This is a genomic window from Streptomyces sp. NBC_01235, assembly GCF_035989285.1.
Taxonomy (GTDB): domain Bacteria; phylum Actinomycetota; class Actinomycetes; order Streptomycetales; family Streptomycetaceae; genus Streptomyces.
Genome location: NZ_CP108513.1, coordinates 10,954,369 through 10,977,666, shown reverse-complemented (window position 1 = coordinate 10,977,666; position 23,298 = coordinate 10,954,369). Strand labels below are relative to the sequence as shown.

At 69.3% G+C, this 23,298-nt stretch carries 24 protein-coding genes and 1 pseudogene; 12 read left to right on the top strand and 13 right to left on the bottom strand.

Features of this window, described 5'->3' with window-relative positions; all coding sequences use genetic code 11:
* Window positions 1-11 precede the first annotated feature (11 nt).
* The 3 genes from OG289_RS49130 to OG289_RS49120 are packed head-to-tail and all read right to left on the bottom strand — an operon-like array spanning window position 12 to window position 3,486.
* Window positions 12-2,300 (bottom strand): XRE family transcriptional regulator, encoded by a 2,289-nt coding sequence (locus tag OG289_RS49130; protein WP_327320493.1) that lies wholly within the window; start codon window positions 2,298-2,300, stop codon window positions 12-14.
* Entirely contained in the window at window positions 2,297-2,623 is a 327-nt protein-coding gene (locus tag OG289_RS49125; protein ID WP_326763422.1) for a helix-turn-helix domain-containing protein, read from the bottom strand. Before OG289_RS49125 ends, OG289_RS49130 begins: the two co-directional genes overlap by 4 nt.
* Entirely contained in the window at window positions 2,620-3,486 is an 867-nt protein-coding gene (locus OG289_RS49120) for a tyrosine-type recombinase/integrase (protein WP_327320492.1), read from the bottom strand. Before OG289_RS49120 ends, OG289_RS49125 begins: the two co-directional genes overlap by 4 nt.
* A 300-nt stretch (window positions 3,487-3,786) precedes the next feature.
* Between OG289_RS49120 and OG289_RS49115 the strand changes: the two genes are divergently transcribed.
* Window positions 3,787-4,599, top strand: a complete 813-nt coding sequence (locus OG289_RS49115; RefSeq protein WP_442819053.1) for a class II aldolase/adducin family protein — start codon at window positions 3,787-3,789, stop codon at window positions 4,597-4,599.
* Between the two features lie 72 nt (window positions 4,600-4,671).
* Here OG289_RS49115 and OG289_RS49110 read toward each other — a convergent pair whose 3' ends face one another.
* A complete protein-coding gene (locus OG289_RS49110; protein ID WP_327320491.1) occupies window positions 4,672-5,112 on the bottom strand; it encodes a TetR/AcrR family transcriptional regulator in 441 nt (146 codons plus the stop codon).
* Window positions 5,109-5,285 (bottom strand): TetR family transcriptional regulator, encoded by a 177-nt coding sequence (locus OG289_RS49105; RefSeq protein ID WP_327320490.1) that lies wholly within the window; start codon window positions 5,283-5,285, stop codon window positions 5,109-5,111. The genes OG289_RS49110 and OG289_RS49105 overlap by 4 nt, the downstream gene beginning before the upstream one ends.
* A gap of 143 nt (window positions 5,286-5,428) precedes the next feature.
* Between OG289_RS49105 and OG289_RS49100 the strand changes: the two genes are divergently transcribed.
* Window positions 5,429-6,403 (top strand): SMP-30/gluconolactonase/LRE family protein, encoded by a 975-nt coding sequence (locus tag OG289_RS49100; protein WP_327320489.1) that lies wholly within the window; start codon window positions 5,429-5,431, stop codon window positions 6,401-6,403.
* 97 nt (window positions 6,404-6,500) lie between these two features.
* On the top strand, window positions 6,501-7,268 hold the full coding sequence (locus OG289_RS49095; RefSeq protein ID WP_327320488.1) for an SDR family NAD(P)-dependent oxidoreductase: 768 nt from the start codon (window positions 6,501-6,503) through the stop codon (window positions 7,266-7,268).
* 151 nt (window positions 7,269-7,419) lie between these two features.
* Here OG289_RS49095 and OG289_RS49090 read toward each other — a convergent pair whose 3' ends face one another.
* Window positions 7,420-7,569, bottom strand: coding sequence for a hypothetical protein (locus OG289_RS49090; RefSeq protein WP_327320487.1), 150 nt, complete (start codon window positions 7,567-7,569; stop codon window positions 7,420-7,422).
* 54 nt (window positions 7,570-7,623) lie between these two features.
* Window positions 7,624-7,968, bottom strand: a pseudogene (locus OG289_RS49085) (alpha-hydroxy-acid oxidizing protein); the annotation flags it as partial.
* A 228-nt stretch (window positions 7,969-8,196) separates the two neighbouring features.
* Between OG289_RS49085 and OG289_RS49080 the strand changes: the two are divergent.
* Window positions 8,197-8,727: an Lrp/AsnC family transcriptional regulator gene (locus OG289_RS49080; RefSeq protein WP_327320486.1), complete on the top strand. Its 531-nt coding sequence runs from the start codon at window positions 8,197-8,199 to the stop codon at window positions 8,725-8,727.
* A 20-nt stretch (window positions 8,728-8,747) separates the two neighbouring features.
* Here the strand turns inward: OG289_RS49080 and OG289_RS49075 are convergent, their stop codons facing one another.
* The 3 genes from OG289_RS49075 to OG289_RS49065 form a co-directional block, all read right to left on the bottom strand.
* Window positions 8,748-9,341, bottom strand: a complete 594-nt coding sequence (locus tag OG289_RS49075) for a TetR/AcrR family transcriptional regulator (protein ID WP_327321030.1) — start codon at window positions 9,339-9,341, stop codon at window positions 8,748-8,750.
* 198 nt (window positions 9,342-9,539) lie between these two features.
* Window positions 9,540-10,073 (bottom strand): winged helix-turn-helix domain-containing protein, encoded by a 534-nt coding sequence (locus OG289_RS49070; protein ID WP_327320485.1) that lies wholly within the window; start codon window positions 10,071-10,073, stop codon window positions 9,540-9,542.
* Window positions 10,074-10,336: 263 nt separating this feature from the next.
* Window positions 10,337-11,233 (bottom strand): helix-turn-helix transcriptional regulator, encoded by an 897-nt coding sequence (locus OG289_RS49065; protein ID WP_327321029.1) that lies wholly within the window; start codon window positions 11,231-11,233, stop codon window positions 10,337-10,339.
* Window positions 11,234-11,353: 120 nt separating this feature from the next.
* On the opposite strand from OG289_RS49065, the gene OG289_RS49060 reads away from it, so the two are divergent.
* From OG289_RS49060 to OG289_RS49035, 6 genes are all read left to right on the top strand, one after another.
* Window positions 11,354-12,043 (top strand): DsbA family protein, encoded by a 690-nt coding sequence (locus OG289_RS49060; protein ID WP_327320484.1) that lies wholly within the window; start codon window positions 11,354-11,356, stop codon window positions 12,041-12,043.
* The gene (locus OG289_RS49055; RefSeq protein ID WP_327320483.1) at window positions 12,040-12,801 is read left to right on the top strand and encodes a nuclear transport factor 2 family protein; all 762 of its coding nucleotides are present in this window, start codon (window positions 12,040-12,042) and stop codon (window positions 12,799-12,801) included. The genes OG289_RS49060 and OG289_RS49055 overlap by 4 nt, the downstream gene beginning before the upstream one ends.
* A gap of 32 nt (window positions 12,802-12,833) precedes the next feature.
* Window positions 12,834-13,175 carry a MoaF-related domain-containing protein gene (locus tag OG289_RS49050; RefSeq protein WP_327320482.1) on the top strand — a complete coding sequence of 114 codons (342 nt, stop codon included), beginning with the start codon at window positions 12,834-12,836 and terminating at the stop codon, window positions 13,173-13,175.
* An 86-nt stretch (window positions 13,176-13,261) separates the two neighbouring features.
* Entirely contained in the window at window positions 13,262-14,233 is a 972-nt protein-coding gene (locus tag OG289_RS49045; RefSeq protein ID WP_327320481.1) for a protein-ADP-ribose hydrolase, read from the top strand.
* The gene (locus tag OG289_RS49040; RefSeq protein ID WP_327320480.1) at window positions 14,230-15,111 is read left to right on the top strand and encodes an NAD-dependent protein deacetylase of SIR2 family; all 882 of its coding nucleotides are present in this window, start codon (window positions 14,230-14,232) and stop codon (window positions 15,109-15,111) included. The genes OG289_RS49045 and OG289_RS49040 overlap by 4 nt, the downstream gene beginning before the upstream one ends.
* Entirely contained in the window at window positions 15,108-15,488 is a 381-nt protein-coding gene (locus OG289_RS49035; RefSeq protein WP_327320479.1) for a nuclear transport factor 2 family protein, read from the top strand. The genes OG289_RS49040 and OG289_RS49035 overlap by 4 nt, the downstream gene beginning before the upstream one ends.
* Window positions 15,489-15,863: 375 nt before the next feature.
* Here OG289_RS49035 and OG289_RS49030 read toward each other — a convergent pair whose 3' ends face one another.
* On the bottom strand, window positions 15,864-17,399 hold the full coding sequence (locus tag OG289_RS49030) for a hypothetical protein (RefSeq protein ID WP_327320478.1): 1,536 nt from the start codon (window positions 17,397-17,399) through the stop codon (window positions 15,864-15,866).
* A gap of 607 nt (window positions 17,400-18,006) precedes the next feature.
* The gene (locus tag OG289_RS49025) at window positions 18,007-18,942 is read right to left on the bottom strand and encodes an AraC family transcriptional regulator (protein ID WP_327320477.1); all 936 of its coding nucleotides are present in this window, start codon (window positions 18,940-18,942) and stop codon (window positions 18,007-18,009) included.
* A 122-nt stretch (window positions 18,943-19,064) separates the two neighbouring features.
* Between OG289_RS49025 and OG289_RS49020 the strand changes: the two genes are divergently transcribed.
* Complete coding sequence (locus tag OG289_RS49020) at window positions 19,065-19,871, top strand: alpha/beta fold hydrolase (RefSeq protein ID WP_327320476.1); 807 nt, start codon at window positions 19,065-19,067, stop codon at window positions 19,869-19,871.
* A 105-nt stretch (window positions 19,872-19,976) separates the two neighbouring features.
* Window positions 19,977-21,494: a class I adenylate-forming enzyme family protein gene (locus tag OG289_RS49015; protein ID WP_327320475.1), complete on the top strand. Its 1,518-nt coding sequence runs from the start codon at window positions 19,977-19,979 to the stop codon at window positions 21,492-21,494.
* Between the two features lie 851 nt (window positions 21,495-22,345).
* Here the strand turns inward: OG289_RS49015 and OG289_RS49010 are convergent.
* A complete protein-coding gene (locus OG289_RS49010) occupies window positions 22,346-23,263 on the bottom strand; it encodes an alpha/beta hydrolase (RefSeq protein ID WP_327320474.1) in 918 nt (305 codons plus the stop codon).
* Window positions 23,264-23,298: the final 35 nt, after the last annotated feature.

Below are 23,298 nucleotides of genomic sequence, written 5' to 3'. Positions count from 1 at the left end.
GCCCGGCCCGGTCACGTCAACGAGGCCACGTATTCGGACCAGTTCTCGCCGGCGAGCGTGGCCCAGCGTTCGGCTGTCTTGGGGTGGATGCCAAGCAGGTCGGCGATGACCATAGGCGGTAGGTCTACCAGGGCGTCCATCATGGCGGTGTTCCGAGCTGCACGGGCAGGCAGACCGTGTTGTCTCAGTGTGTCGGCGAGGCCGAGGGGGTTACGCGGGCGTCCAGGGCTTTGGCCCGGTAGGAGGTATCTATGCTCCGCCGTGGTGCTGTGCCGGGGCGTGCCGTGCCGGAGCTGATCGTCGATGAGACGGGCGAACTTCGGCGGGAGCACGAAAGGGTGCTGGCTGACCGTCAGGTAGGTGTGCTCCTGGTCGCGGCGGATGTGGTCGTGGGTGAGTTCGACGATGCGGGTCAGGGGGAGGGCGTAGAGGCGTACAAGAGCAGCGGCTACGCGGACGTCCAGGGGCAACATGGTGTCGTTGAAGCAGCGCAACAGCTCGTTTCGGGCCTCGTCCTCGGCTTGGAAGTGGCCGGGGAGTTGCGAGGCCGGGTGCTCGATGCTCAGACCGGGCGGGCACAGGCGTCGCGCGGTGCTCCAGCGGAGGAAGGGGATCGAACGGGAGCGCAGGGTTGGCCGGTCGATTGCCCAGACGTCTAGGTGTCGCTGTTGGAGCCGGCGCAGACTCAGGTGCTGGGAGTCGAGCCAGTTCAGGAAGTCGATGGCGGCGAGCACGTTGCCACAGTCGCCTTTGTGCGCGGCATAGGTGTAACGGCCGCGCGCTGAGCGTCGGCGGGCGTCGCGGATGATGTGCCACTCGGCGAACGGACGGATGAGACTGGCTTGCCGTGCTGGGAGTTTGGCCACGGTCCGCGCGACCCAGTTGGTGAGCAGGGCGAGATTCTCATCGCGTGGCGGCAAAATGCCGGCGGCCACGAGCAGCCCGCGCACGTAGGCGGTGGCAGCTCGTTGCGGCAGCGTGTCGAGGGAGTCGTGGTTCAGTGCTTCAGGATCGAGGGCCAGGCGTCGCAGGAGGTGGGCGGCGGGGCTTCGGCGAAGCCACTGCAGGACGCGGTAGGGGTTTTCCGTGCCGGTCAGAACGACGGCGAGGGGTTTAAGCGGCTGGGGCACGCTCGCACCGTCTACGGAGAGCAGCTCGCTCACGCGGGCGGCCAGGGTGCAGCGGGGGCAGTGGTGGCCGGAGTATAGGTCCGCCGGTTCACCGCAGGCCGAACAGCGCTCGACCGGTTCGTCGGGCAACGAGCACGCCTTGCACAAGAGGCTTCCCTCGGCCGTCTGACCGATCGGAATGCGATGTCGACTGCACGAGGCGCACGGTGCCGGGGTCGACAGGGCTGTTCTGTAGCAGGAGCCGCACACCGGCCCGCGCGGCCAGAAGACCTTGACCTTCCCGACTCGGCCGCACAGCGCACATGCGCACTCTTCGCGAGGACGGCACGTGTCGCAGTGGAACGGGCCCCGGCCACCGTTGATGTGGTGGCCGGGGCGGACCCGTTCACAGACGACGCAGGTCTTCTCGTGTCGCTTGTAGCACCGGTCGCAGGTGTCCGGCCTGGTGCCGTCGGCCCGGGCGACGATGGGAACGACCCGTCGGCAGACACCGCACAGGCGGGCAGGGCTGGAGTAGCAGCCGCCGCAGACCGGCCCGTCGGAGGTCAGCGCGTTGACCCGGCGTACCCGACCGCAACGGCAACAGGTCTGCGTGTTCTTGGGAGCACAGGTCTGACAGAGGCTGGTGCCGTCGGGCAGACGCCGGTACGAAATCATCATCCGGCGGCAGTCGACGCATTCCTCCTTGGCGTCCGCCTCCTTGTTCCTGCACGGACTACAGATACCGCCCTCCGGTCGGCGGGCGTAGATGCCGGCCACTTTGCCGCAGCGGGCGCACGGCTTCTTGGCACGTCGGCCGGCGCAGCGTGAACACAGTCGCCCCTCCGGTCCGTTGTTGGTGGGAAGAGGGTCGGTCCGTCCGCAGTCGCCACAGGCCACCAGGACGACCTTGTCCCCGTGCCCGGCAGCGGTCAGCGCGGCCAGCAAACGCACCACACAGGTCGGGCAGTCGCTACGGGGCATACTCAGAGCGTCGGGCCGCTCGGACAGATAGCGCACCAGGCGGAAAGCGTTCGCCCCACGCCAGGCCCGCGCCTCCTCCGCCACGGCCTGCGCCTGTTCGGGGGCAAGGGAATCACCCACCGCTGACCGCAGCAGCGCGACGATCTGCTCCCGTGCGGCGGCGAGTTCGGCTCGCAAGCGGATCTGGTCCGGTGTCAGCGGCCTCACGGTTGTCCCGGGCGCCGGATCGTGGTCCGCCGCTCCTTCAGCGGCAGCGGCTCGGCCTGTCCGTCCGCGGTCTTCTTGACCTGGGCGTTGACCACCTTCGGCTTGATGAGATCGTTCGGGGTGCACCCGAAGATGTCGCACAGCGCGACCAAGGTATCCATGCTCATCCGCTGGGGCGGCTGCGTCACCAAGCGGTAGACCTGCTCACGCGACAAGGTCACGCCACGTTCCGCCAGGAGCGGCACCAGGTCCGAGGTCTGGAACATCTGGTGCTCGGCCATCGTGGCCCGCAGACACCACTCGTAGCCCATCTTCTTGATCATTTAAGGTCCCAGTCGTCACCCAGCCGACGCTTCAGCGAAGCCTCCAGGAGCTGGTTCCGGTACTCGTCAGAGACACCCATATAGATGGCCGTCGTAGAAGCGTGGCTGTGGCCCACCTGCTCTTGAACAAAGCGGGCAGGATAGCCGAACTCAGTCAGATGCGTGATGTAGCTGTGGCGCAGACAGTGCAGGTCGAGGTCCTCGTCGAGGCCGGCGTCCTGGCGTGCCGTCACGAACGCCTCGTTGATCGAGCGCGGAGACATGCGGCCGACCCGCTCGGTCACCCACAAGGCCGGGTGCCGGTCCGGCGAGAGCCGCGGGCGAATCTCGTGCACCCACTCGTCGAGCACGTCCACTACCCAGTCCATCTCCGGGACCAGAAGCACGGTCCGCCGCTTCGGCGGCGTCCCCTTGGAGGATTTGCCATACCGGACGGTCATGCTGCCGGCGGTCCCGAACTGCGGCGCCTTCCTGTGCCGCCGCAGATCCACCAGGTCGACCTTCGAGGACTCGGTCCGCCGGGTGCCGTACGCGTAGATCGTCAGGAACTCCACGAACAGCTCGATCGCCACCTCGTACGCCCGAGCCGTAGACAACTGGATCGGCTTGGACCCGCTGCGCAGGTGAACGATGAACGCCTCGCCATCGGCAGGAGTCCACTGCCACGGGTACAACCCCGTGAACTCCTCGAACCGTTGGATAAGACGCAGCCGAGGCTGGATCGTCGAAGCCTGAAGAAACCGCGCGGACTGCTGCCGAGCCCATCCTTCCTTCATTGCAGAGGAAACCGCTGGCTCCGGGTTCAGAAGGACAACGTTCGGGGCCAGGGCAAGACGCACCGAACCGGGTGCCTCAGCGACCATGCCCGTCGTTGTATCAAATGCATCATTGTTGCGTCCAGATCGAGTGGTGCTGGTCAGCTACCGAAGGGCGCTCAGGACGTCCCCGAGACAGCATCTCTGATCAGTCAGAACGTTCGAGTCGGGGCTCTACGAACTGTTGCAGCTGATGCAATTCATCCTGTTTTACCGCTTCATCCTGCGCCTGGTGACCGCGATGTACGGCAGACGGTCGCCTTTCACAAAGTCCTCCGCACCCTTCACGAAGAGTTGACCCGATTCCGAGCCGCCCACTCCCGCACCACAACCGAAGGGTTTGAACCCATGTCCCTGACCACCGATGCCCCGATACAGCACGACTCGGTCGGCCACATGCCCGAAGGCGTCACGCTGCCGATGCCGCCGCAGAACCCGGCGGTCGAGGAGGAACGCCTGATCCGCAAGCAGGAACTCGCCGCCGCCTTCCGGCTGTTCGCCCGCTGCGGCTTCTCCGACGGAGTCGCGGGACACATCACCGCCCGCGACCCCGAGCACCCCACGGCCTTCTGGGTCAACCCCTTCGGGATGGCCTTCGGCCAGATCAAGGTCTCCGACCTCATCCTCGTCGACCACGACGGGACCCTGCTGGAGGGGAAGCGGCCTGTCAACAATGCCGCGTTCTGTATCCACTCCGAGGTCCACCGGGCCCGTCCCGACGTGGTGGCGGCCGCGCACACCCACTCCCTTCATGGCAAGGCGTTCTCCAGTCTCGGCATCCCGCTGGACCCGATCACACAGGACTCCTGCGCCTTCTACGAGGACCACGGGCTGTACACCGACTTCCTCGGCGTCGTCAACGACACCGAGGAGGGCCGGCGGATCGGGGTGGCACTGGGGGCGGCCAAGGCGGTCGTCCTGCAGAACCACGGGCTGCTCACCGTCGGGGCGTCGGTGGCCGAGGCCGCCTGGTACTTCGTCACCATGGAACGCTCCTGCCAGGCCCAGCTGCTGGCCATGGCCGCGGGGACACCCAAGCTGATCGACCCGGACACGGCAAGGACGGTGCGGGAGCAGACCTCCGGTCCGCTGCCGGGCTGGTTCCAGTTCCGCCCGATGTGGGACCAGATCACGCAGCAGGAACCGGATCTGTTCGACTGACGGACAGCTGGAACGCCGGCCGGGCGGGCCGGCGGCCCGCCCGACCGGGGCACTGCGTGCTACCGGTCCGGCTCAGGCCGACAGGGCGTCCGCACGGCTCACCGCGAGGGTCTCCAGGTGCCTGCCGGTGAGGTCCAGGACCGCGCGGCTGATTTCGGTGTCGCGGTCGATGAGCCAGCACATCGTGAGCCCGTCCAGCACCGAGTTCAGGTAGCGGGCGAGGACCGGGCCCGGGACGGTCCACCGGACGCCGGTCTGCTCGGCGATGTCCGTCACGAGATCCTCGTGGACGTCCAGGTAGTGCCGGTACTGACGGCGTGCCAGCTTCTCCATACCCGCCTGCCGCAAGGCGTAGTGGGCCAGTTCGTAACCGGCCAACTGCTGGCCGGGACTGGCCTGCACGCCGTCCCAGAAGGCACGGAGGCTCTTCTCGACCGCCGGACGCAGCTCCGTCTCCCCGGCGCACGCCTGCCGGGAGGCGACCACGAAACCGTCCGCGATACGCGTGATCACCTCTTCGAGAAGGTCTTCGCGTGAGCGAAGCAGTAGTGGAAGACACCGAGGGTCATACCCGCCTCGCGGACGATGGAGCGGGTCGTCGTCCTGGCGACGCCCTCCCGGGTCACCACCCTGATCGCCGCAGCGATGAGCTCTTCCCGCCGTTCCTTCAGCGCCATACGGGCCATTCGGCTGTCGCTCCTCCAGATCTAGTCGGCCCACAGACCAGCACCACGTCCAAGACGACCGTCTTGGACATTTGACTTACTCCTGAGCGGTGAGCGACCGTATCGGGAGCCACGCGCGGGCGTGATCACCTTTGGAGGCAGCAGTGAAACCGAAGGCCACCGTCGTTCTGGACGGATTCGGTGTTGTGGAGTCGTTGCGCTGGCACGACGACGCCCTGTGGTTCTGCGACATGGCTCATGGCACAGTCCATCACTGGGACACCATCGGCAGACCCGAGACGGTCGCCGATGTTCCCGGTCGTGCCGGCGGGATCGGTTTCCTGCCCGACGGACGGATACTGGTCGTCTCGATGGAGGGTTTGTGCGTGTACCGACTGGAGCCGGACGGCTCCCTGGTCGTGCACGCGGACCTCCGGGACATCGCCAAGGGCCCAGTCAACGACATGTACGTCGACCAGGAGGGCCGCGCCTACGTGGGCAACTTCGGGTTCGACTATCACGCCTTCCTCAAGCGACACCCCAATTCCATGCTCTACGTGCCGCCCGGGCCGCCCCGCGCGCCAATCGCCTGCTTCTCGCCCGAGGGTGAACTCATCGGCCTGAGCGAGCCGTTGGCGTTCGCCAACGGCCTCTTCCCCATCGACGACGGCCGCACGATGCTGGCCGCCGAGACGATGGCGATGAGGCTCGTGGCGCTGCCAGTACTGTCGGACGGCCGACTGGGTCCGCCGCGCCCCTGGGCCCCCTTGATCGAGCCCTGGCTGTGGAAGGCGGTCACCGCCCCGGGACTCGTCGGCAGCATCACGCGGCGCGTCTCGGCCCTGCTCGATCACCAGGCCATCGCCGACCGCTCCAGCAGCCCCATCGCGCCCGACGGCATCGCACCGGGCAAGGACGGTACGGCGTGGGTCGCCAACGCGCTGCGCGGCGAATGCGTCCGGGTGGGCCCCGGCGGCACCATCCTGGACCGCGTCGCGACCAGCCAGCGCACGCTCAGCTGCCTGGTCGCGGGCCCCAAGGGCGACACCCTGTACGCAGCGACCATAGCGACCGACGACCCGCCGCGTGCGCGGGAGCTCAACGCATCACGGATCGAGGCGTACGTACTGCCGTCCTGACCACGGACCTGGGCACTCCCCCGCCCGCTTCCCCTTCTCCCGCGTCCCGCGTCCCGCGTCCCGCGACGCTCGCCGTACCTTCGAGAACAGGAACATCATGGCAAGGATCACCGACCGTACGATCCTGATCGTCGGCGCGTCCTCGGGCATCGGCGCGGAAGTGGCGCGCCAACTCGCCCCCGGCAAGAACCGCTTGGTCATCACAGCCCGGCGCGCCCCCGAACTGGCCGGCATCGCGGAGCAGGTACGGGCCGCCGGCAGCAGCTGCCTGGACATCCCCGCCGACGCCCTCGACCCGCGGGCGGCGGCCGACGTGGTGACGGCCGCCACCAGGGAGTTCGGGTCCGTCGACATCGCGCTGCTCAACGCCGGTGACGGACCGGACATGCCCATGGACCAGGTATCCGTCGCCGACGTCTCACGCATGATGGTGTTGAACTACGACGTCGTCGTCAACTACCTCATTCCGCTGACCGAACAGATGCTACGGCAGCGCGACGGCGGCCTGATCGCCCACACGAACTCCCTCGCGGGACTCATGGGCATTCCCCGTCAGGGCCCGTACTCGGCCGCCAAGGCCGCCGCACGCACCCTCCTGGACGCGGCGCGTGTCGAACTCGAACCCCGAGGAATCCGGTTCACCAACATCCATCCGGGCTTCGTGACCACAGCACGTATCAGTGAAGACGGGCTGCCTAAACCGTTCGAGATCAGCGAGAAACGCGGGGCACGGCATGTCATACGCGCCCTGGAAAAGGAACCGGCCCAGGCGTACTTCCCCTGGCCCACAGCGGCCCTGGTCTGCACCCTGCGTACCCTGCCGACACCGCTCGCCTCCCTGATACTGCGGAAACTGGCCTACTGACAGAGCCTTCCTCCCCTGCACCGCTGCGGGCATCGACGCCCTCCGCGTCCGGGACGGACCGGGCGCCGAGGACACCCGGGCGCCTGACCCGATACGCGACGAAGCCGCCCACGCGGCGGCAGGAGTGCGAGAGCCTCACCGCCGCCCGACGTCACTGCGCGGTCCCGCCGGGCAGACGGCTCTGCAGTGCGCCGGTCGTCGTCCGCCGCGTGGCCGACGGCGGGTTCCCGACGCCCCGCCGTCCCATGGAGGAGGTGGCCTTGCGCAGGTCGGCCGTGCAGGTCAGGCTGCGGTCGCTCACGGACGTGGCCGCGGGGGCAGGCCTCGCATGGCGGCTCCTCACAGAGCCTGCCGCCTACAGGGCTTGAAGCGCGTCGGGAATCAGGTCGTCCACGGACGGACATCCGTCGAGCGCCATGATCAGATCGGCCTCGGCGAGCAGCGCGCGCAGGACGTGGACGACGCCGTCCGTGCCGCCCAGCGCACAGCCGTGGGCGTAGGGGCGGCCGATGCCGACCGCCGTCGCGCCCAGGGCGAGGGCCTTGACGATGTCGGCGCCGCTACGGACTCCGGAGTCGAAGAGGACGGGCAACCCGTCGACGGCCTCGACGACGGTGGGCAGTGCGGCGAGGGCGGGGAGACCGCCGTTGGCCTGTCGGCCGCCGTGATTGGAGCAGTAGATCGCGTCCACTCCCCCGTCATGGACGGACACCCACCGGCTCCTCGCGACCCTGGCCACCGCCGACGTCCCGGCGATGGCCCACTACACACTGGACGTCCTCTCTGCCGTGCCCGGCATCGCCGCCGTACGCACGAGGATCGTCACGCACGTGTTCGCCGAGGGCGGGCAAAGGCAGATCGATCGCCCTGGACCCCGAACAGCGCTCACGGCTCGGCACACCGCCCGCTGGCGGGGACGCCGACCGCAGTGCCGGCAGCGAGGAGAATCACCTCGCGCGACCGCACCCTGCTGAGCCTGCTGCACGAGGACGGTCGCGCGTCCTTCCAGGCCCTGGCGGAGACGCTCGGCACGACCGCCTTCACCATCGGGCGGCGTCTCGACCGGCTCACCAGGCTCGGCCTGGTCCGCTTCCGCTGCGACTTCGCCCGCCCGCTCGGCGGCTGGCCCGTCGCGGTCACGTTCTGGGCCACGGCCCCCGTCAAGGAGCCGTCCGCCGTCGGTCACGCCCTCGTCCGTCTCCCCGAGGTCCGCAACTGCGCCGCCGTCACGGGCCAGCACAACCTCGTCATCCAGGCCGCTCTGCACTCCGTGAGCGGCGTGCTGCGGCTGGAGACCCGTGTCTGCGACGTCCATCCCGGTCTCGTCGTCACCGACCGCACGATGGCCCTGCGCCACGACAGGCTCCTCGGCCGGGCCTTCGACTCGCGCGGCCGGTCACTCGGCGTCGTTCCGCCCGACGTGTGGTCCGAGCCAGGCACGTCCGTCACCGCGGGATGAGCTGTGTCGTTTCGCCGGGCTCAGGCCTCCCGGGGCCGGGTGTGCTGGAGGAGGTGATCGGCAAGCAGTTCGAGGGCTGCCCGGCTGTCATCGCTGTTGCGGTCGACGAGCCAGGTGATGTTGAGGCCGTCGATGGTCGACTGCACGTACCGCGCGAGCACCGGTACAGGCACCGTCCACTCGACCCCGGCGCTGTCGGCGGCCAGTTCGAGCAGGGAGGCGAACGCGCTCAGGAAGATCTCGTACTGCCGTCTGGCCACGTTCTCGAAGCCGGGATTGCGCAGCGCGTACTGCGTGAGCTCGTAGCTGATCTGGTGTTCCCGCGGGTTCGCCTCGAACCCTTTCCAAAACGCGTGCAGGCTGTCGAGGATGCTGTCGCGGATCTCCCGGTGTGGCGTGAACAGGCCGCGGGCCTCCGCGACATACCGCTCGGTGAGCGTCTGCGTGACGACTTCGAGCAGCTGCGCCCTGGAGTCGAAGCAGTAGTGGAACACCCCGAGGGGCATGCCGGCCTCGTTCACGATCGCGCGGGTGGTGGCCTTGGCCACGCCGTCCCGTGTCATGACCCGGATCGCCGCTTCGAGGAGCTCGGCCCTCCGGTCGCTCGCCGCCATGCGGGGCACGCGCTCTCCTTTCTTCACCTGCAGGTTCGCCCGCCAGGATAGCGGTGGGTGGGCGCCCGGCCCAAGAGATGTGAGTCGATCGTCCAAGACGTTTGACTCACGTGCGCGTGGTTACTGACTTATCAGGTGGTCAGGGTCGGTGAACCGGGAATCGGCGACACTGTCGCAGCCGGGCGTTCTCGTGCACGTTCACGTTGTCCCGGAGGAGCACAATCGGGGCACCGAGCTGCTGGCGGGCGGCGATCGGCAGGTCCCGGTAATCGGTCCAGGCGGGATTGCGACTGCCGCCTTGCTCGTGATCGACGTGCCGCTCGGGCCTGAGGATCGGGCGTGAGCGTCCGCCCGTCTGCAGCAGGCCCGGGCAGCGATCGAGAACCGGCGCCGGGAACGTCCGCGTATCCGGATGACAGGCGTGTGCCCTGGGCGGGCCCGGGTTCGGTTCGTGGGCGGCGTCATCGAGAAGCCTGCCTCGTCCTCGCAGCAGAGCCGCAGCCCCGAGCGCCGCTGCGGGGTTTCCACCAGCGGCCAGGTCTCCTTCACCCGGCCGCTCACCGCTTCCTCGTTGCGCTCCGGGGCGCGGCGGGCCGGGACCTGCGGGCTGAAGCCGTGCCGGTGCAGCGTCTGCGCGATCGCCGACAAGGTCGTGCGCGTGTGCAAGCGGCGTCCGATCAGGGGCTTAATCCGCGACAGCGTCCAGATCCGGTCCGGCAGGCCGTGCGCCACCGGCCCTCTCGCCTGCGCGCTCGGTCGGCCGTCACAACGACTGCCTTGCCTCGGTCACGTCGCCCACGCCTGCGACCGGCAGAGAGCCGTTTCCTGACTGTGTGGTTCGCACAACCTTGGCCGCAGCGCCGGCCGGCGTGGACCGTTCGGCAGGGCACCGGCAGGCGCCGGCCTGCCGCTCCGGTATCCGTCTCCTGCAGTCGGCAGGCGTGGGTCGGCAGCGCATCGGTGCCGAGAGCTGCGAGTACGGCGGGACAGATGGCTCACCTCGGGGTGTGCCCGCGGACCGTGTCGCGGAAGGTGATCGGGGTCTGGCCGGTGCGCTGGTGGAAGTACTTGCTGAAGTGGGTGGCGCTGGAGAAGCCGAGGCGGTCGGCGATTCGGGCGGCACTCTGATCGCTGTGGGCCAGGAGGCGCTTGGCTTCGAGGACGACGCGGCGGTCGATGAACTCCTTGGCGCCCAGGCCGGCTGCGGCGAGGGTGGCGCGCGCGAGGGTGCGGGCCGAGTAGCCGAGCGCTTCGGCGTAGTCCTCGACCCGGCGGGTGCGGACGAAGTCCTTTTCCACCGCGTCACGGAAGCGCAGGTAGGTGGCGTCCGGTTCGGGGGCGGGGCTGCCGACAGGCGCGGTGAGGTGGGCCAGGCGCAGGACGAGGACGGCCAGCAGGTGGCGCAGGGCCGCGGTGTGGATCTCCAGGGGCAGGCGTCCGAGGGCCTGGAACTCGGCGGCGAGATGGTCGGCGGCCAGTCTCAGGGCCTGGGCGTCCTCGGGCAGGGGCCGGCGCAGGACCGGAGCGTGCGGGTCCTCCGTGCGGGCGCCGGCAGTGGTGGCCGGGTCGAGGAAGTCCTGGCGGAACAGGATCAGGGTGCCCTCGGCGTGGGTGAGGTCGCCCCACTGCTGCACCTGGCCGGGGCGAACCCACAGCCATGAGCCGGGTTCGAGGGCGTAGGCGGTGAAGTCGACCGTGTGCCAGAGGGTTCCGCCGGTGAGGGCGATCAGGTGGTGGAAGTCCGGGCGCTGGGGGGCCGTGAGCCGCTCGCCGGGTACGCGGTGGCGCAGGTCGGCGAGGGACAGCACTTCGACGCCGGCGGGGGTGCCGGCGGGCGCCGCGAAGGAGATCTCCAGGATCCCTCGGTCGCCAGCATGTCGGTTTTTGACCATCACTAGTCGTCAGCGTATCTGATTCATCCTGTTCAACAGCTCTAACTTGGAGCTGTCAGCCGATCCGACGTCAATCGATGTCGGAAAGCAATAATAGATCGGTAGGAGAGGAGGCGTGTGATGCCTTCGGCGGAGCGGGCCTCCCTGACGTACGCCTTCGACGCGTACTGCGCCTGGTGCTACGGCTTCGGCCCCACCCTGCGGGCCTTTGCCGAGGACAACGCTCACCGCGTCCGGATCGGCGTCGTGTCGGCCGGCCTCTACACCGGTGCCCGTGCGCTGCCGGTGGCGGCCTATCCGCACCTGTCGGCCGAACGCGGCGACATCGCGCGGCTGACCGGGGTCGCCTTCGGCACGGGCTACGACCGTGCCGTGTCGCGGGGGACGACCGTGCTCGACTCCGCCGCCGCGGCGGCGGGGCTGGCCGCGCTGCGCGACCAGCCCGGCCTCAGCGAACTGGACGCGGCCGAGGCCATGCAGCGGGCGTGGTTCGTCGACGGCCGCAGCCTGTCCGACACAGAGGTCTACCGGGGCATAGCCGGCGAGCTCGGCCTGGACGCGGACGCCGTGACCGCGGCGTTCAGCGCCCCGGCCGGCCGGGTGAAGGCCCGCGCCGACTTCCGTGCGTTGCGCCGCCTGCGCGTCCTCTCGTATCCGACGCTGCTGCTGGACACCGCGCACGGTGGCGACCAGATGGGCGGCGCGGGCTCCACAGTCGCTGCCCTGACCTCCGCCCTCGACCAACGGCTGACCACGACCGTCCCCCAACTCCCCTTCCATGACCTGCCCTCGCGAGGAGAACCGTCATGAGCAACGCCAAGAGCACCGTCCTGAGCGCCGCCGGTGAACTGTTCGGCCAGAAGGACCCGAGCGCGGTGGACCGCTGGGTCGCCGCCGACTACACCCAGCACAGCACCCTGGCCGCCGACGGTCCCGAGGCCCTGCGCCAGTTGGTCGCCGGACTGCCGGAGGGCTTCCGGTACGAGGGTGCCCGGGTGATCGCCGACGGCGACCTGGTCGCCCTGCACGGCACTTATCACGGGTTCGGTCCCGACCCTCTGGTCGCCTTCGACATCTTCCGCGTCGACGCCGACGGCAAGCTCGCCGAGCACTGGGACGCCCTGACCCCGCTGGTCGCCGACACCGCCTCCGGGCGCTCGCAGACCGACGGCCCCGCCGAGGTCGCCGCGCCCGGGGAGACCGAGGCCAACCGGGCCCTGGTCGCCGAGTTCGCGCAGAAGGTCCTGGTCGGCGCCGACTACTCGGTGCTCACCGACTACATCTCCACCGAGACGTACGACCAGCACAACCCGGAGGCCGCCGACGGCCTCGACGGCTTCGGCGCGGCGGCCGCGAAGTGGGGCGAGCAGGGCAAGAACCTCGTCTACAAGACCGTCCACAGGGTCATCGCCGAGGGCGACTTCGTCCTGCTCCAGTCCGAGGGAGAGTTCGGCGTCCCCGTCGCGTACTACGACCTCTTCCGCGTCCAGGGCGGCAGGATCGTCGAGCACTGGGACATCATCTCCCCGGTCCCGGCCGAGCTGCCCCACGGCAACGGCCTGTTCTGAAGCCGCACACCGCCAGCACGGAGACAAACGCGATGAGTGAGCCCGCCTACGCCGGGAAGACCTTCGTCTTCCGCGTCGACAACGGGGTCGTCTTCCGCAACACCTACGCGGCCGACGGCACCACCCTCCACTACGAGACCGTCGAGGGCCCGACCAAGGGCTCCGAGGAGACCGTCACCCTCCACACCGCCGAAGTGGCCCCCGGCCTGTTCATGGTCGGCTGGGTCGAGAAGTCCGGCATGACGGTCACCCACCTCCTGAACCTCAACGCCCTGACGGTCCACGCCTTCTGGACCTACGAGACGGGCGACACCTACGAGACGGGCGACGGCCGCGTCGCCGAACTCCACACCGGAGTCCTCGAACCCGCCTGACGAGCCCTCATCCGCCGCCGTGCCCCCACCAGCTCAGAGGGAGAGCACGGCGGCGTGCCGTTCGGCAGTCCTATCCCACCCGTCACATGCCCATCGCCCGGAGGATCACGGTGTACCCGACCCCGACCCCGACCCCGCTGCCGCTCGCCGCCTACAGGGCCGCCATCGTCCTGGACGAGCCGTTCCGGTCCGACGCCGGGCATGAACCGGACGGCCGGTCCGCCGACCTGGTCCGCGAGGCGCTCGGCCTGCTGGGCGAGGACCCGGCGGCGGCGAGGGTCGGGCTGCTATCCGACACAGAGGCCCGGGTCGACGATGCCGCCGCCCGGCGGCTCCTGCGTGCGGTGCTGACGGTCCGGGATCCGGGCCCGTTGCCCACCGGGACCGCCCGCGCGCTGGACGCGCTCCTGGCAGGCGAACGCCTGGCACGCGGCACCACCGACGCGGAGTCGCTGCCCACCGTCCGCGACATGCTGCCCCACACCGCGTACCGGGCCGCCGACCGTACGGTGCTGTGGCAGGGCGACCTCACCACCCTCGCCGCGGACGCCGTCGTGAACGCCGCCAACAGTGCCCTGCTCGGCTGCTTCAGGCCGATGCACCCGTGCATCGACAACGCCCTCCACGCCGCGGCCGGCCCCCGCCTGCGCGACGACTGCCACGCGGTCATGTCCCTGCAAGGTCACCCGGAGCCGACCGGCACCGCCAAGATCACCCGCGGCTACCACCTGCCCGCCCGATACGTCCTGCACACCGTCGGCCCGATCGTCGACAGCCCCGTGCTCCCGCAGCACCAGCAGGCCCTGGCTGCCTCGTACCGTGCCTGCCTGGACCTCGCCGCCGACGTGGGCGGCATCCGCAGCCTCGCGTTCTGCGGCATCAGCACCGGCGTCTTCGGCTACCCCAAGACGCCCGCCGCCCGCATCGCCCTGGACACCGTGGCCGAATGGCTCGACCTCCACCCCGGACGGCTCGATCGCGTGATCTTCAACGTGTACGCGGACGACGACCGCGCCGCCTACCTCCAGGCACTGACCGAAGGAACCCAGCCCCAATGAACGATTCCACCTTCGATCTGGAAGCCGCTGCCGGGACGCTCCGCACCTGGCTCGACAAGGCCGACCGTGTCCTGATCACCGCCGGGGCCGGACTCAGCGCCGCCGCCGGATACGACTACGGCGACGAAGACCGCTTCCGGGAACTCTTCCCCGCCCTGCACCGCCTCGGGCTGCGCTCCCGTTACCTCGTCGGCGTACCGCTGCCGCCCGAGCTGTGGTGGGGCTACTGGGCCGTCCACATCGACGACATCCGCTTCTCCCCGGCACCCAACCCCCTTTATCAGCGGCTGAGTTCCCTCGTCGGCGACAAGGACCACTGGGTGATGACGTCCAACGTGGACGCCCTCTTCGCCCGCAACGGCTTCGCCTCCGACCGGGTCTTCACCCCGCAGGGCGACTACGGCCGCTACCAGTGCACGACCCCCTGCACCCCGACCACCTGGGACAGCCGGCCCCTCGTCGCACGGCTCCTCACCGCGTACGACCCGGCCACCGGCGCCGTCACCGGCCCCCTGCCCAGCTGCCCGAACTGCGGCGGCGAGGTCGAGATCAACGTCCGCATCGGTCCCGAGTTCGTCGACGCCCCCTATCTCCCCACGGGCCGCCGTCTCCAGGACTGGCTGGGAACCGCCGCCGGCGCCCGACTGCTCATCCTCGAGTTCGGGGCCGGATTCAACACCCCGGGCGTCATCCGGTGGCCGGGCGAACACCTCACCCGCCAGATCCCCCACGCACGCCTCGTGCGCGTCAACCCCACCCACCCCGAAACCCCCGACGACCTCGCCGGCCGGGCCTTGTCCGTCCCCGTCGGGGCCGACCACCTGCTCGACGCACTCACCGTGCCGCACCCGACACCCGACCCTACGGTGGCACCATGAGCGACCCGGAGAAGAACAAGGCCACGGCTCAGGCGTTCTACGACCTGATGTTCAACCAGTGCCGCCCCGCCGAGGCCATCGACCGGCACGTCGGCGACACCTACATCCAGCACAATCCACACGTCGGCGACGGCAAGCAGCCGTTCATCGACTACTTCGAGCGCATGGCTGCCGAGTACCCGGGCAAGCGGGTGGAGGTCAAGCGCGCCTTCGCCGACGGCGACCACGTGATCCTGCACTGCCACCAGACCTGGCCTGACGAGGAGTACGCCGGCATCGACATCTTCCGTTTCGACGCAGACGGCAAGATCGTTGAACACTGGGACGTCCTCCAGGTGATCCCACCCACCTCCAAGAACGACAACACCATGTTCTGACCCTCGCCCCGCGCGCCGCACCGCAACGCTCACGCAACCAACAACGGCCGCCCCCACAGGTAGGCAGAACGCCAGCCGACCGCATCAATCGTCGCGATGAATAGGGCAGGTTCGGAACACCGCCTCTTCACCAGTAGGTCCGCGAGACGAGCGAGGCGATCATCGGCGCGGTCACTGGCTCCCCGGCCGCTCCCCGCAAGCTGCTGTTCGGCAGGTACGACACCGATGGCCGCCTTCAGGACGTCGGCCGCACCACCACCCTTGCCCGGACGGCCAGCGCATCGGTCGCCGGGCTACTCGCCCCGGCGCGGCGCAGTCATCCATGGACAGGCTGGTCGTTCTCCGTCGGGTGGGGAAACCAGGAAAAACTGGTCGTCACACTGGTGGAACCCGAGCTGGTGGTGGAAGTCGAGGGTCGGAACGATCAGCGTGGGCGAGTACACGGGTGAGGGTGATCTGGGCCTCGGCACGGCGGGCGGGGTCGAGGATGGCACTCACCAGCTCGGCTGCCTCGTCGTGGGCGCCGGGCAGCGCCAGGGAGCGGACGGCGACGACCGGGGCCCGGTCCCTGGCGTCGTCGTCGGTGATCGCCTCAGCCAGGGTGACGAGTTCCCGCGCGAGGTCGAGGGACTGCGGGCCTTGATCGTCCCAGAGCAGATGGCGGGAGACGGAACTCAGGACTTCGACTGCGCTTACGGGATCGGGGAGTTGATGGGCGAGGGCGACAGCGTCCTCGTGGCGGCCCTTGATCGCCATGTAATCGGCGATCTCCGCCAGCGCCTTGCCGCGAAGCCAGAGATCGGCGATCGAACCAGCCACGGTGCAGGCGCGCTCGATGTCGTCGAAGCGGAGCCAGGAGGCAATATCCTCCAGGATTCCGTCTCGTGCCCCGGCATCGGGCAGGGTGTCGGCGACAGCGAGAGCGACATCGAACTGCTTCGCCCACACCAGGCGCTGTGCGCTGTCCGATCGGACCTTGTCGCAGTGCCCGGCGGCCGGTGCCGTCCGCGTGAGCGCCGCCGCCTCGCGGCCGAGTTCGATGGCGAGTGCGGACGCGCCCTCCTCGGCGAGGGCCAGAGCGGCGGACGCCAACGTGGTGACCAGTCTGGCGTGTCCGCGGACGGAGCGGGCGAGTTCGGCGCAGCGTTCGTGCGCGCCAGACCGGGCCACCGCACCCACGGTCGCGGCCAACACGGCCTCTTGGTGGTCCGACTCTTCCAGCCCACGGCCCAGGGCGAGGGCCTCCTCATACAGATTGGCGTCAGCCATGGCCTGGGCGATCTCACCCAGGCCATCCGCATCGGAGAGCCCGAGAGCGATGTCGGCGGCCTCACGGGCGAGCTCAATCCCCTCACGCAGCGCCTCCGCGCGCAGACACTCTTCGGCGACCGAGGTCAGTGCCGATGTACGGAACTCCAGCTTGGGAATCCGGCGGGCCAGCTCGGCGGCCTGCGCGTGCCGTCCGGTCCGGGCAACGGCCCTCGAGATGTCCGACAAGCCGGTACTGGCGATCGAGTACTCGTCTTCCTCGGCCGGGACGGGAGCTGCGCGGATGGCCTCGTTGACGAGTGTGAGAGCGGTGTCGATCGAGCCGGAGGCGGCCAGGCCGCAGATGACCATGGCCAGGTGGGACTGGCGCTCGTCGGGATCGGTGACCTGTTCAAGCAACTCGGCTGCCTCGGCGGCCAGTTCGGCCGCTGGTTCTGGTGCCCCGGCCTGTGCGAGTGCCTCTGCACACGCCCCGAACAGCCCCGGCCAGTACTCGGGCTCGAATGCGGCCCGTGCCAGATCCGCGATCTCCCGTACCGCGGCTGAGGCGAGTTCGGGCCGGCCAAGCCGGGTCCACGCCCCGGAGAGCCGACGGGCCGCGGCGGGCGGGGGCGACCGCGCTACTGCGCACGCTCTGGACATCGTCGAGCAGACGCTGGTCGCCGCCGGCACGAAGATCCGCCGCACTACGGGCCCGTCAGCTTCGCTGACTCCCTTCGCCTGTTCGAGCAACTCCTCCAAGCCACCGCGACCGCCACCACCGACGACGAATCCGCCGCGTCGGAGCTCGCGGCAGCACGAGCACTCCACGCCGTCCTGCTTCTGAGCCCGGTGGACGGCAAGTCGTGGCAGGAGCCGAGGACTCCATGCGGGCTCTCCGCGCTGCCGAGCAGCCCGGCGGTTCGCGAGCCAACCGACGTGATCAGCTTCGAACCGGGCACCCCTTCACCGCACAGGCGAAGTGCACCAGGACGAGGGCGCGCCTGACAAGCACCTGTGGCGCTTCCTCGGGAACGGCCACGGCGCAGGCGCAGCTTGAGGGCCGGCAGTCTCATCTGGGCGACCGGTGATCATGCCACGGCGGCCTACGGATTCGTCGCCTTGGAGGGCATCGAACGCTCGGCATCCGACCCGGAGTTCGCGTGTGGCGGTGTGGCCTCGGCGCTGCAGTCAGTGGCTGGTTGACCTTCTGCGAGCCGGACGCCCGCCACTCGTGGTCCGCCAAGTCACTGACCACGCCACCCGCTGCTCATCGGCCTCGGGCGTCCTGCGGGGTCACCCCGAACCGTGCCTTGAAAGATGCTCCGAAGGCACTCAGCGAGCGGAAGCCGCTTGCGTGTGCGATGTCGGCGATCGTTCGGCCGGCGGGGGCCTCGCGGAGCAGTCGGCGCGCGATGTCGAGCCGCGTTGCGCGCAGCAGCCCGGCCGCTGACGTGCCGCTGCGCTGGAGGGCGAGCTGAACTTGTCGAAGCGACCAGCCAAGGGCCCGCGCGATCGCGGCCGGGTCCAGTTCGGGGTTGGCAGCGTGCCGGCGGACGTAGTCACGGACGGCGGCGTCCACGGCTGCCAGAGTGTCGGGCAGCTCGGGCCGGGGACGCAGGCACAGTGCCAGCAACTCGACGATGGTGTCGGAAACCGAGGTGAACGCGGTCCCGTCCACCGCCCGGCGCTGCGCCCCGAGTTGAGCGATCATGTTGCCGACCACGGACCCCAGGCCTTGCCCGAAGTCGAGCAGCACGCAGTCGGTGCCCTCGTCCTGAGGGAGAGCTCCTGCGGGCAGGTTCATCACCCACGCCCGCGCCCGCCCGCTGTGCGCGAGATCGAACGGACGGGCCTTCGTCACCAACCCGGCCTGTCCCGGCCTGATCCGCCTGCTGACTCCGTCCTGGCTCAGGTCCAGCGTGCCGACAGCCGGCACGAGCAGCCGCACACTCTCGTCACCGTCGCTGCGGACGTCCTTGGGTGACCGCGCGTAGACGATGCCGTCGGACCAGAAGTCGATCAGCTGGTGCCCGCCGTAGCGCTGCAGAATCGTGCCACCCTGGAACGTGGCCGGAGCGGCGAAGCGGAAGGTCAGAGTGCCGTGGTTTCGGCAGACGTGCTCGGCCCAGAAGTCCGCGGGCTCGCCCGCCGACAGCACGGCGGTGTCCGTCTTCTCCACGAGATATGTTTCGGCAAGCGACATGACAGCTCCGCCCGGCGTGCGCGTTTCCGTGCGTGCAGTGCGCGAATCAGGGGGAACGGGCACCAAGCACGCGCCTACGGTCAGGGCAGTGTAGCGATCCGCGCCGCACACCAGGAGGTCTCATGCGCAGCGCCGCCGTGAACGGCACGACACTCGCCTACGTCGACGAGGGGCCCCGCGAAGGTACCCCGATCGTATTCAGTCACTCTCTGTTCTTCGACCACAGTATGTTCGACGGCCACCTGGCCCATTTCACGCGTGAGGGTTTCCGGGTCATCGCCTACGACCACCGCAACCAGGGCGGCAGCGCCCCCGCCGCACGCGGGGAACTGGACATGGACACCCTCACCGAGGACGCCACGGCTTTGATCGAGCACCTCGGACTGGGAAAGTGCCACTTCGTGGGCAACTCGATGGGCGGGTTCATCGCCCTCCGGCTGGCCGCGCGCCGTCCTGACCTCCTGCTGTCGGTCACCACGCTCGGCGCGTCGGCGGAGGAGGAGCACCAACTGGCGCAGTTCGCTCCACTGACCGACCACTTGACCGCCCACGGGGCGGAGCAGGTCGTCGACACGTTGATGTACATCATGTTCGGTGACACCAGCCTCGCGACGCGGTCCGAACTGTGCGCACCATGGCGAGACTTCATGGCGCGACTGGGGCCCACGATCGGCGACAGCGCCTACGGTGTCATCCACCGCTCCCGCATGGTCGAGGAGCTTGCCGGCTGCCAAGTGCCTGTACTGGCCATCGCCGGCAGCGAGGACCACGCCTACCCCCAGCCGATTTCGGGTGTGAACATCGCCGCCGCCACCGGCGGCACCGAGGTGACCGTCGAGGGCGCCGGCCACTCGGTTGCCGTGGAGCAGGCCGACGTCGTAGCCGAACACCTCGCGCGGCACTTCGCTGAATCGAGTGTCTCTCTCTGAGACGATCCGTTGGGGCACCGTCCCCTTCGTCGGACACCCGGTCAGGAACTGAGCCACCGTGCTGGTTCACCACCTGTTCCGCCATCTGTCAGAAAGGCAGGTCTGATGAGCCCGATCCGAGAACTGCACAGGACCACCGAGAATCCGTTCGGGCTCGAGGGCACCCACCGGGACGCGAGCGGCCTGCGGACGTACGACGATCTGCCGGCGACCTTGGTGGACGTGATCACCTCCCATGCTGCGCGCACCCCGCGCGTAGAGGCCGTGGTCGAAGTCGACGGACCACGGCTCGACTACGTGACGCTGTTGGAGCGTGCCTCTCGGGTGGCCGGTGGGCTGGTCGCCGCGGGCGTGAAGCCGCGAGACCGGGTCGCCCTGCGCCAGCCCGCCGGAGTGGAATGGGTCCTGGGATTCTGGGGCTCGATCCTGGCCGGCGCCATTCCGGTGGCGATCAACACCCGGTTCTCCGAGCAGGAGGTCGATTACGTCGTCGCCGACTCGGGCGCCCACGTCGTGCTCGGCGTCGGCACGACCCTGCCGGATGGGGAACCGTTCGCGCAGGGCGCGGCGGCCGCCGACGATGTGGCCGCGATCTTCTACACATCCGGAACGACCGGCCACCCCAAGGGGGTGCCGACGACCCACCGGGCCTTCCTCAGCAACGCCGAGACAATGACGCGGACACTCGGCATCGAAGGCGGGGCCGGGCTGCGCACGCTGATCTCGGTCCCCCTGTTCCACGTGACAGGCTGCAACTCCCAGCTGCTCACGGCCGCCTACCTGGGAGGGACGTCGGTGATCCTCCCGGAGCTGAACCTGGACAAGGCGCTGGCGACCCTGGCAGAGGAGCGGATCTCCTTCGTGGTGACGGTGCCCGCCGTCTATAACCTGCTGCTACGACGACTCGCCGAGCACCCCACCGACGTGAGCGGTGTGACGCTGATCGGATACGGCGGTGCACCCATCGCGGTCGGCCTGGTGAAGGCCCTGCGACAGGCGTTCGCCTCGGCGCGGGTTTTCAACGGCTTCGGCATGACCGAGACCGCCTCGCTGATCAGCGTACTGCCCGACCACGACTCCGCCGAGCACGCCGACTCGATCGGATTCCCGGTGCCGGTGGTCGACCTCGCGCTGGACCAGATCGACGGACCGGACCACGGCGAACTGCTGGTCCGTGGCCCGAATGTGCTCACGGGCTACTGGGATGCGGTCACCCCCGCGCTTGTCGACGGCTGGTTTCGTACCGGGGACGTCGTCACGGTCGACCCAGCCGGACGATTGCGCATCGTGGACCGGGTCAAGGACCTGATCAACCGCGGAGGGGAGAACGTCTCCAGCGTCGAGGTCGAGGCGGCGCTCATCGAAACTCCCGGCGTACTCGATGCCGCCGTGATCGGAGTCCCTGACGAAGTGATGGGCGAGAAGGTCGGCGCGGTGATAGTCCCGGCCGGTGACGACTTCGATGTCGCGGCAGTGATCAGCGGGGTGGCCGAGCGGATCGCCGACTACAAGGTGCCGCAGTACGTCTCGGTGCGTCGTGAACCGCTGCCACGCAACGCCGGCGGGAAGCTGCTCAAGCGAGAGTTGCGCGAAGGTGTCGACTGGGGCGAACCGTGGCGCTGACACACGCGGCCACTGCCCACTGTAGCCGCCGACGTCCTGCGCTGCGCAGCGCCTACACGCCCGGCACGCGATGCGTCCCACAGGCTGAACAATCGCGCGACCTCGGGTTTGGGCCTGATCACGTCGGCCTCAGCAATTGGGTTTGCATACCAACCAGGCGGCATGAGGGCGATGATGGTGAGATCGGCCCCGCTCGGGCCCATGGCCTGCAGACCGACGGGCAGTCCGCTCCTGCCTCTGCGCACCGGGATGGCCGTCGCCGGACCGCCGGACACATTGGCGACGGCGTTCCACTTGACCTGCTTTCAGTAAGGACGTCGCACACCCTCCACGTTGGTGGTGGGGCTGGAAGGTTCCCCGCAGGGCCTGCGTCGCCGGGCAAGTACTGGTGGAACAGCCGGGCCAGCAGGGTGGCGTGGGAGACAGCGGCAGGGGCGATGCGGTCGTAGCTGAACCGACCGTGGACCAGGGGCGGGAAGGCCGGCTGGTGGTTGGTCACGATGTCGACGGGGAGGCTCGTCGGCTGGACTGCGACCTTGGCGCCGACCGCCCGCCGCACGGTGAGCGCGTCGTCGACGGCTGCGGCGACGTCGCTGTCGACCGGACGCGACGGATCCTCGGCCCGGACGGCGCCCCAAGAGTCGGCGAGCTTGGTCGCGCGCGGTGGTGCGCGCGTGACGCTGAAGCCGCCGTCGTGATCGGCCGTCCCGGCTGTCGCCCGCTGGACCGGACGAGGTCGCGTGCGTCGCGGACCTGCGCGCTGGCGCAGGCCAGGTCGGCGTCCGTCAACCGTCCCGGTCCGGCGGGCGCGGGGATCTGGCGACTGCCGCGCCCGCGCCCGTACCGTTCGGTCAGATCTTCGTCTTCTCCCGGACCCACGCGCCGATCTGGGCGATGGCGGCGTCGGCCTCCGGAACGCGGCCGGCGCCGTAGACGTAGGAGTGCTGGCCTCCGGGGACGACAACGGTCGTGGTGTCGATTCCGGCGTCCTTGACGCGGGCGGCGAACTCCTCGTCCTCGCCGGCCAGAACTTCGTACGTGCCCCAGGAGACGAGGGTCGGAGGCAGACCGCTCAGGTCCGCCCGGTTCAGGTTGATCCGCGTGTCCGTGAACTCGATGCGCGTGCCGCCGACCCAGGCATCCCGGAAGAAGGCCAGCAGATCCTTGCTGAGGATCTTGTCCGTCCCGGCGTTGGTCTCCATGGTCTCGTTGGCGATCTCGAGGTCGCACCAGGGGGAGATCGACACGATGGCGCCGGGCAGCGGCTGCTTCTTGTCGCGGAGGCGAAGCGCCAGGGCGACGGCGATGAACCCGCCGACCGAGTGGCCGATCGTTATGATGTTCCCCGGCTCATACCCTTCGGAGAGCAGCCAGTTGAAGGCCGCCTCCGCGTCGTCCACCTGAGCCGGGTACTTGTGCTCCGGCGCCCGCCGGAAGTCCAGGACCAGTACGGGGGCCCCGGCGGCCTTGGCGATATGGCCTGCGAGCTTGCGGTCGACGACCGCCGACGAAAATACGGAACCCCCGGCGTGACTGTGCAGGAGGACGTAGTCGGTGTTGGAGCCGACGGGTTCGCACCAGATACCCAGAACCCCACCCGCGTCCACCTCCCGATAGGTGACACCTTCCGGCTCCCGCGCCATGAGATGGGAGCTCTCCACCCGGGTCCGCGTCGCGTCCAGTTCGGACTCGGGAATCACCATTGCGGCGAAGAAGTCCGCGAACGCGGTCGCTTCCGGGCTCAGTTCAACAGCAGCGTGCTCAGACACATGGCACCTCCATGGGGCCATCAGGGCATACCGGC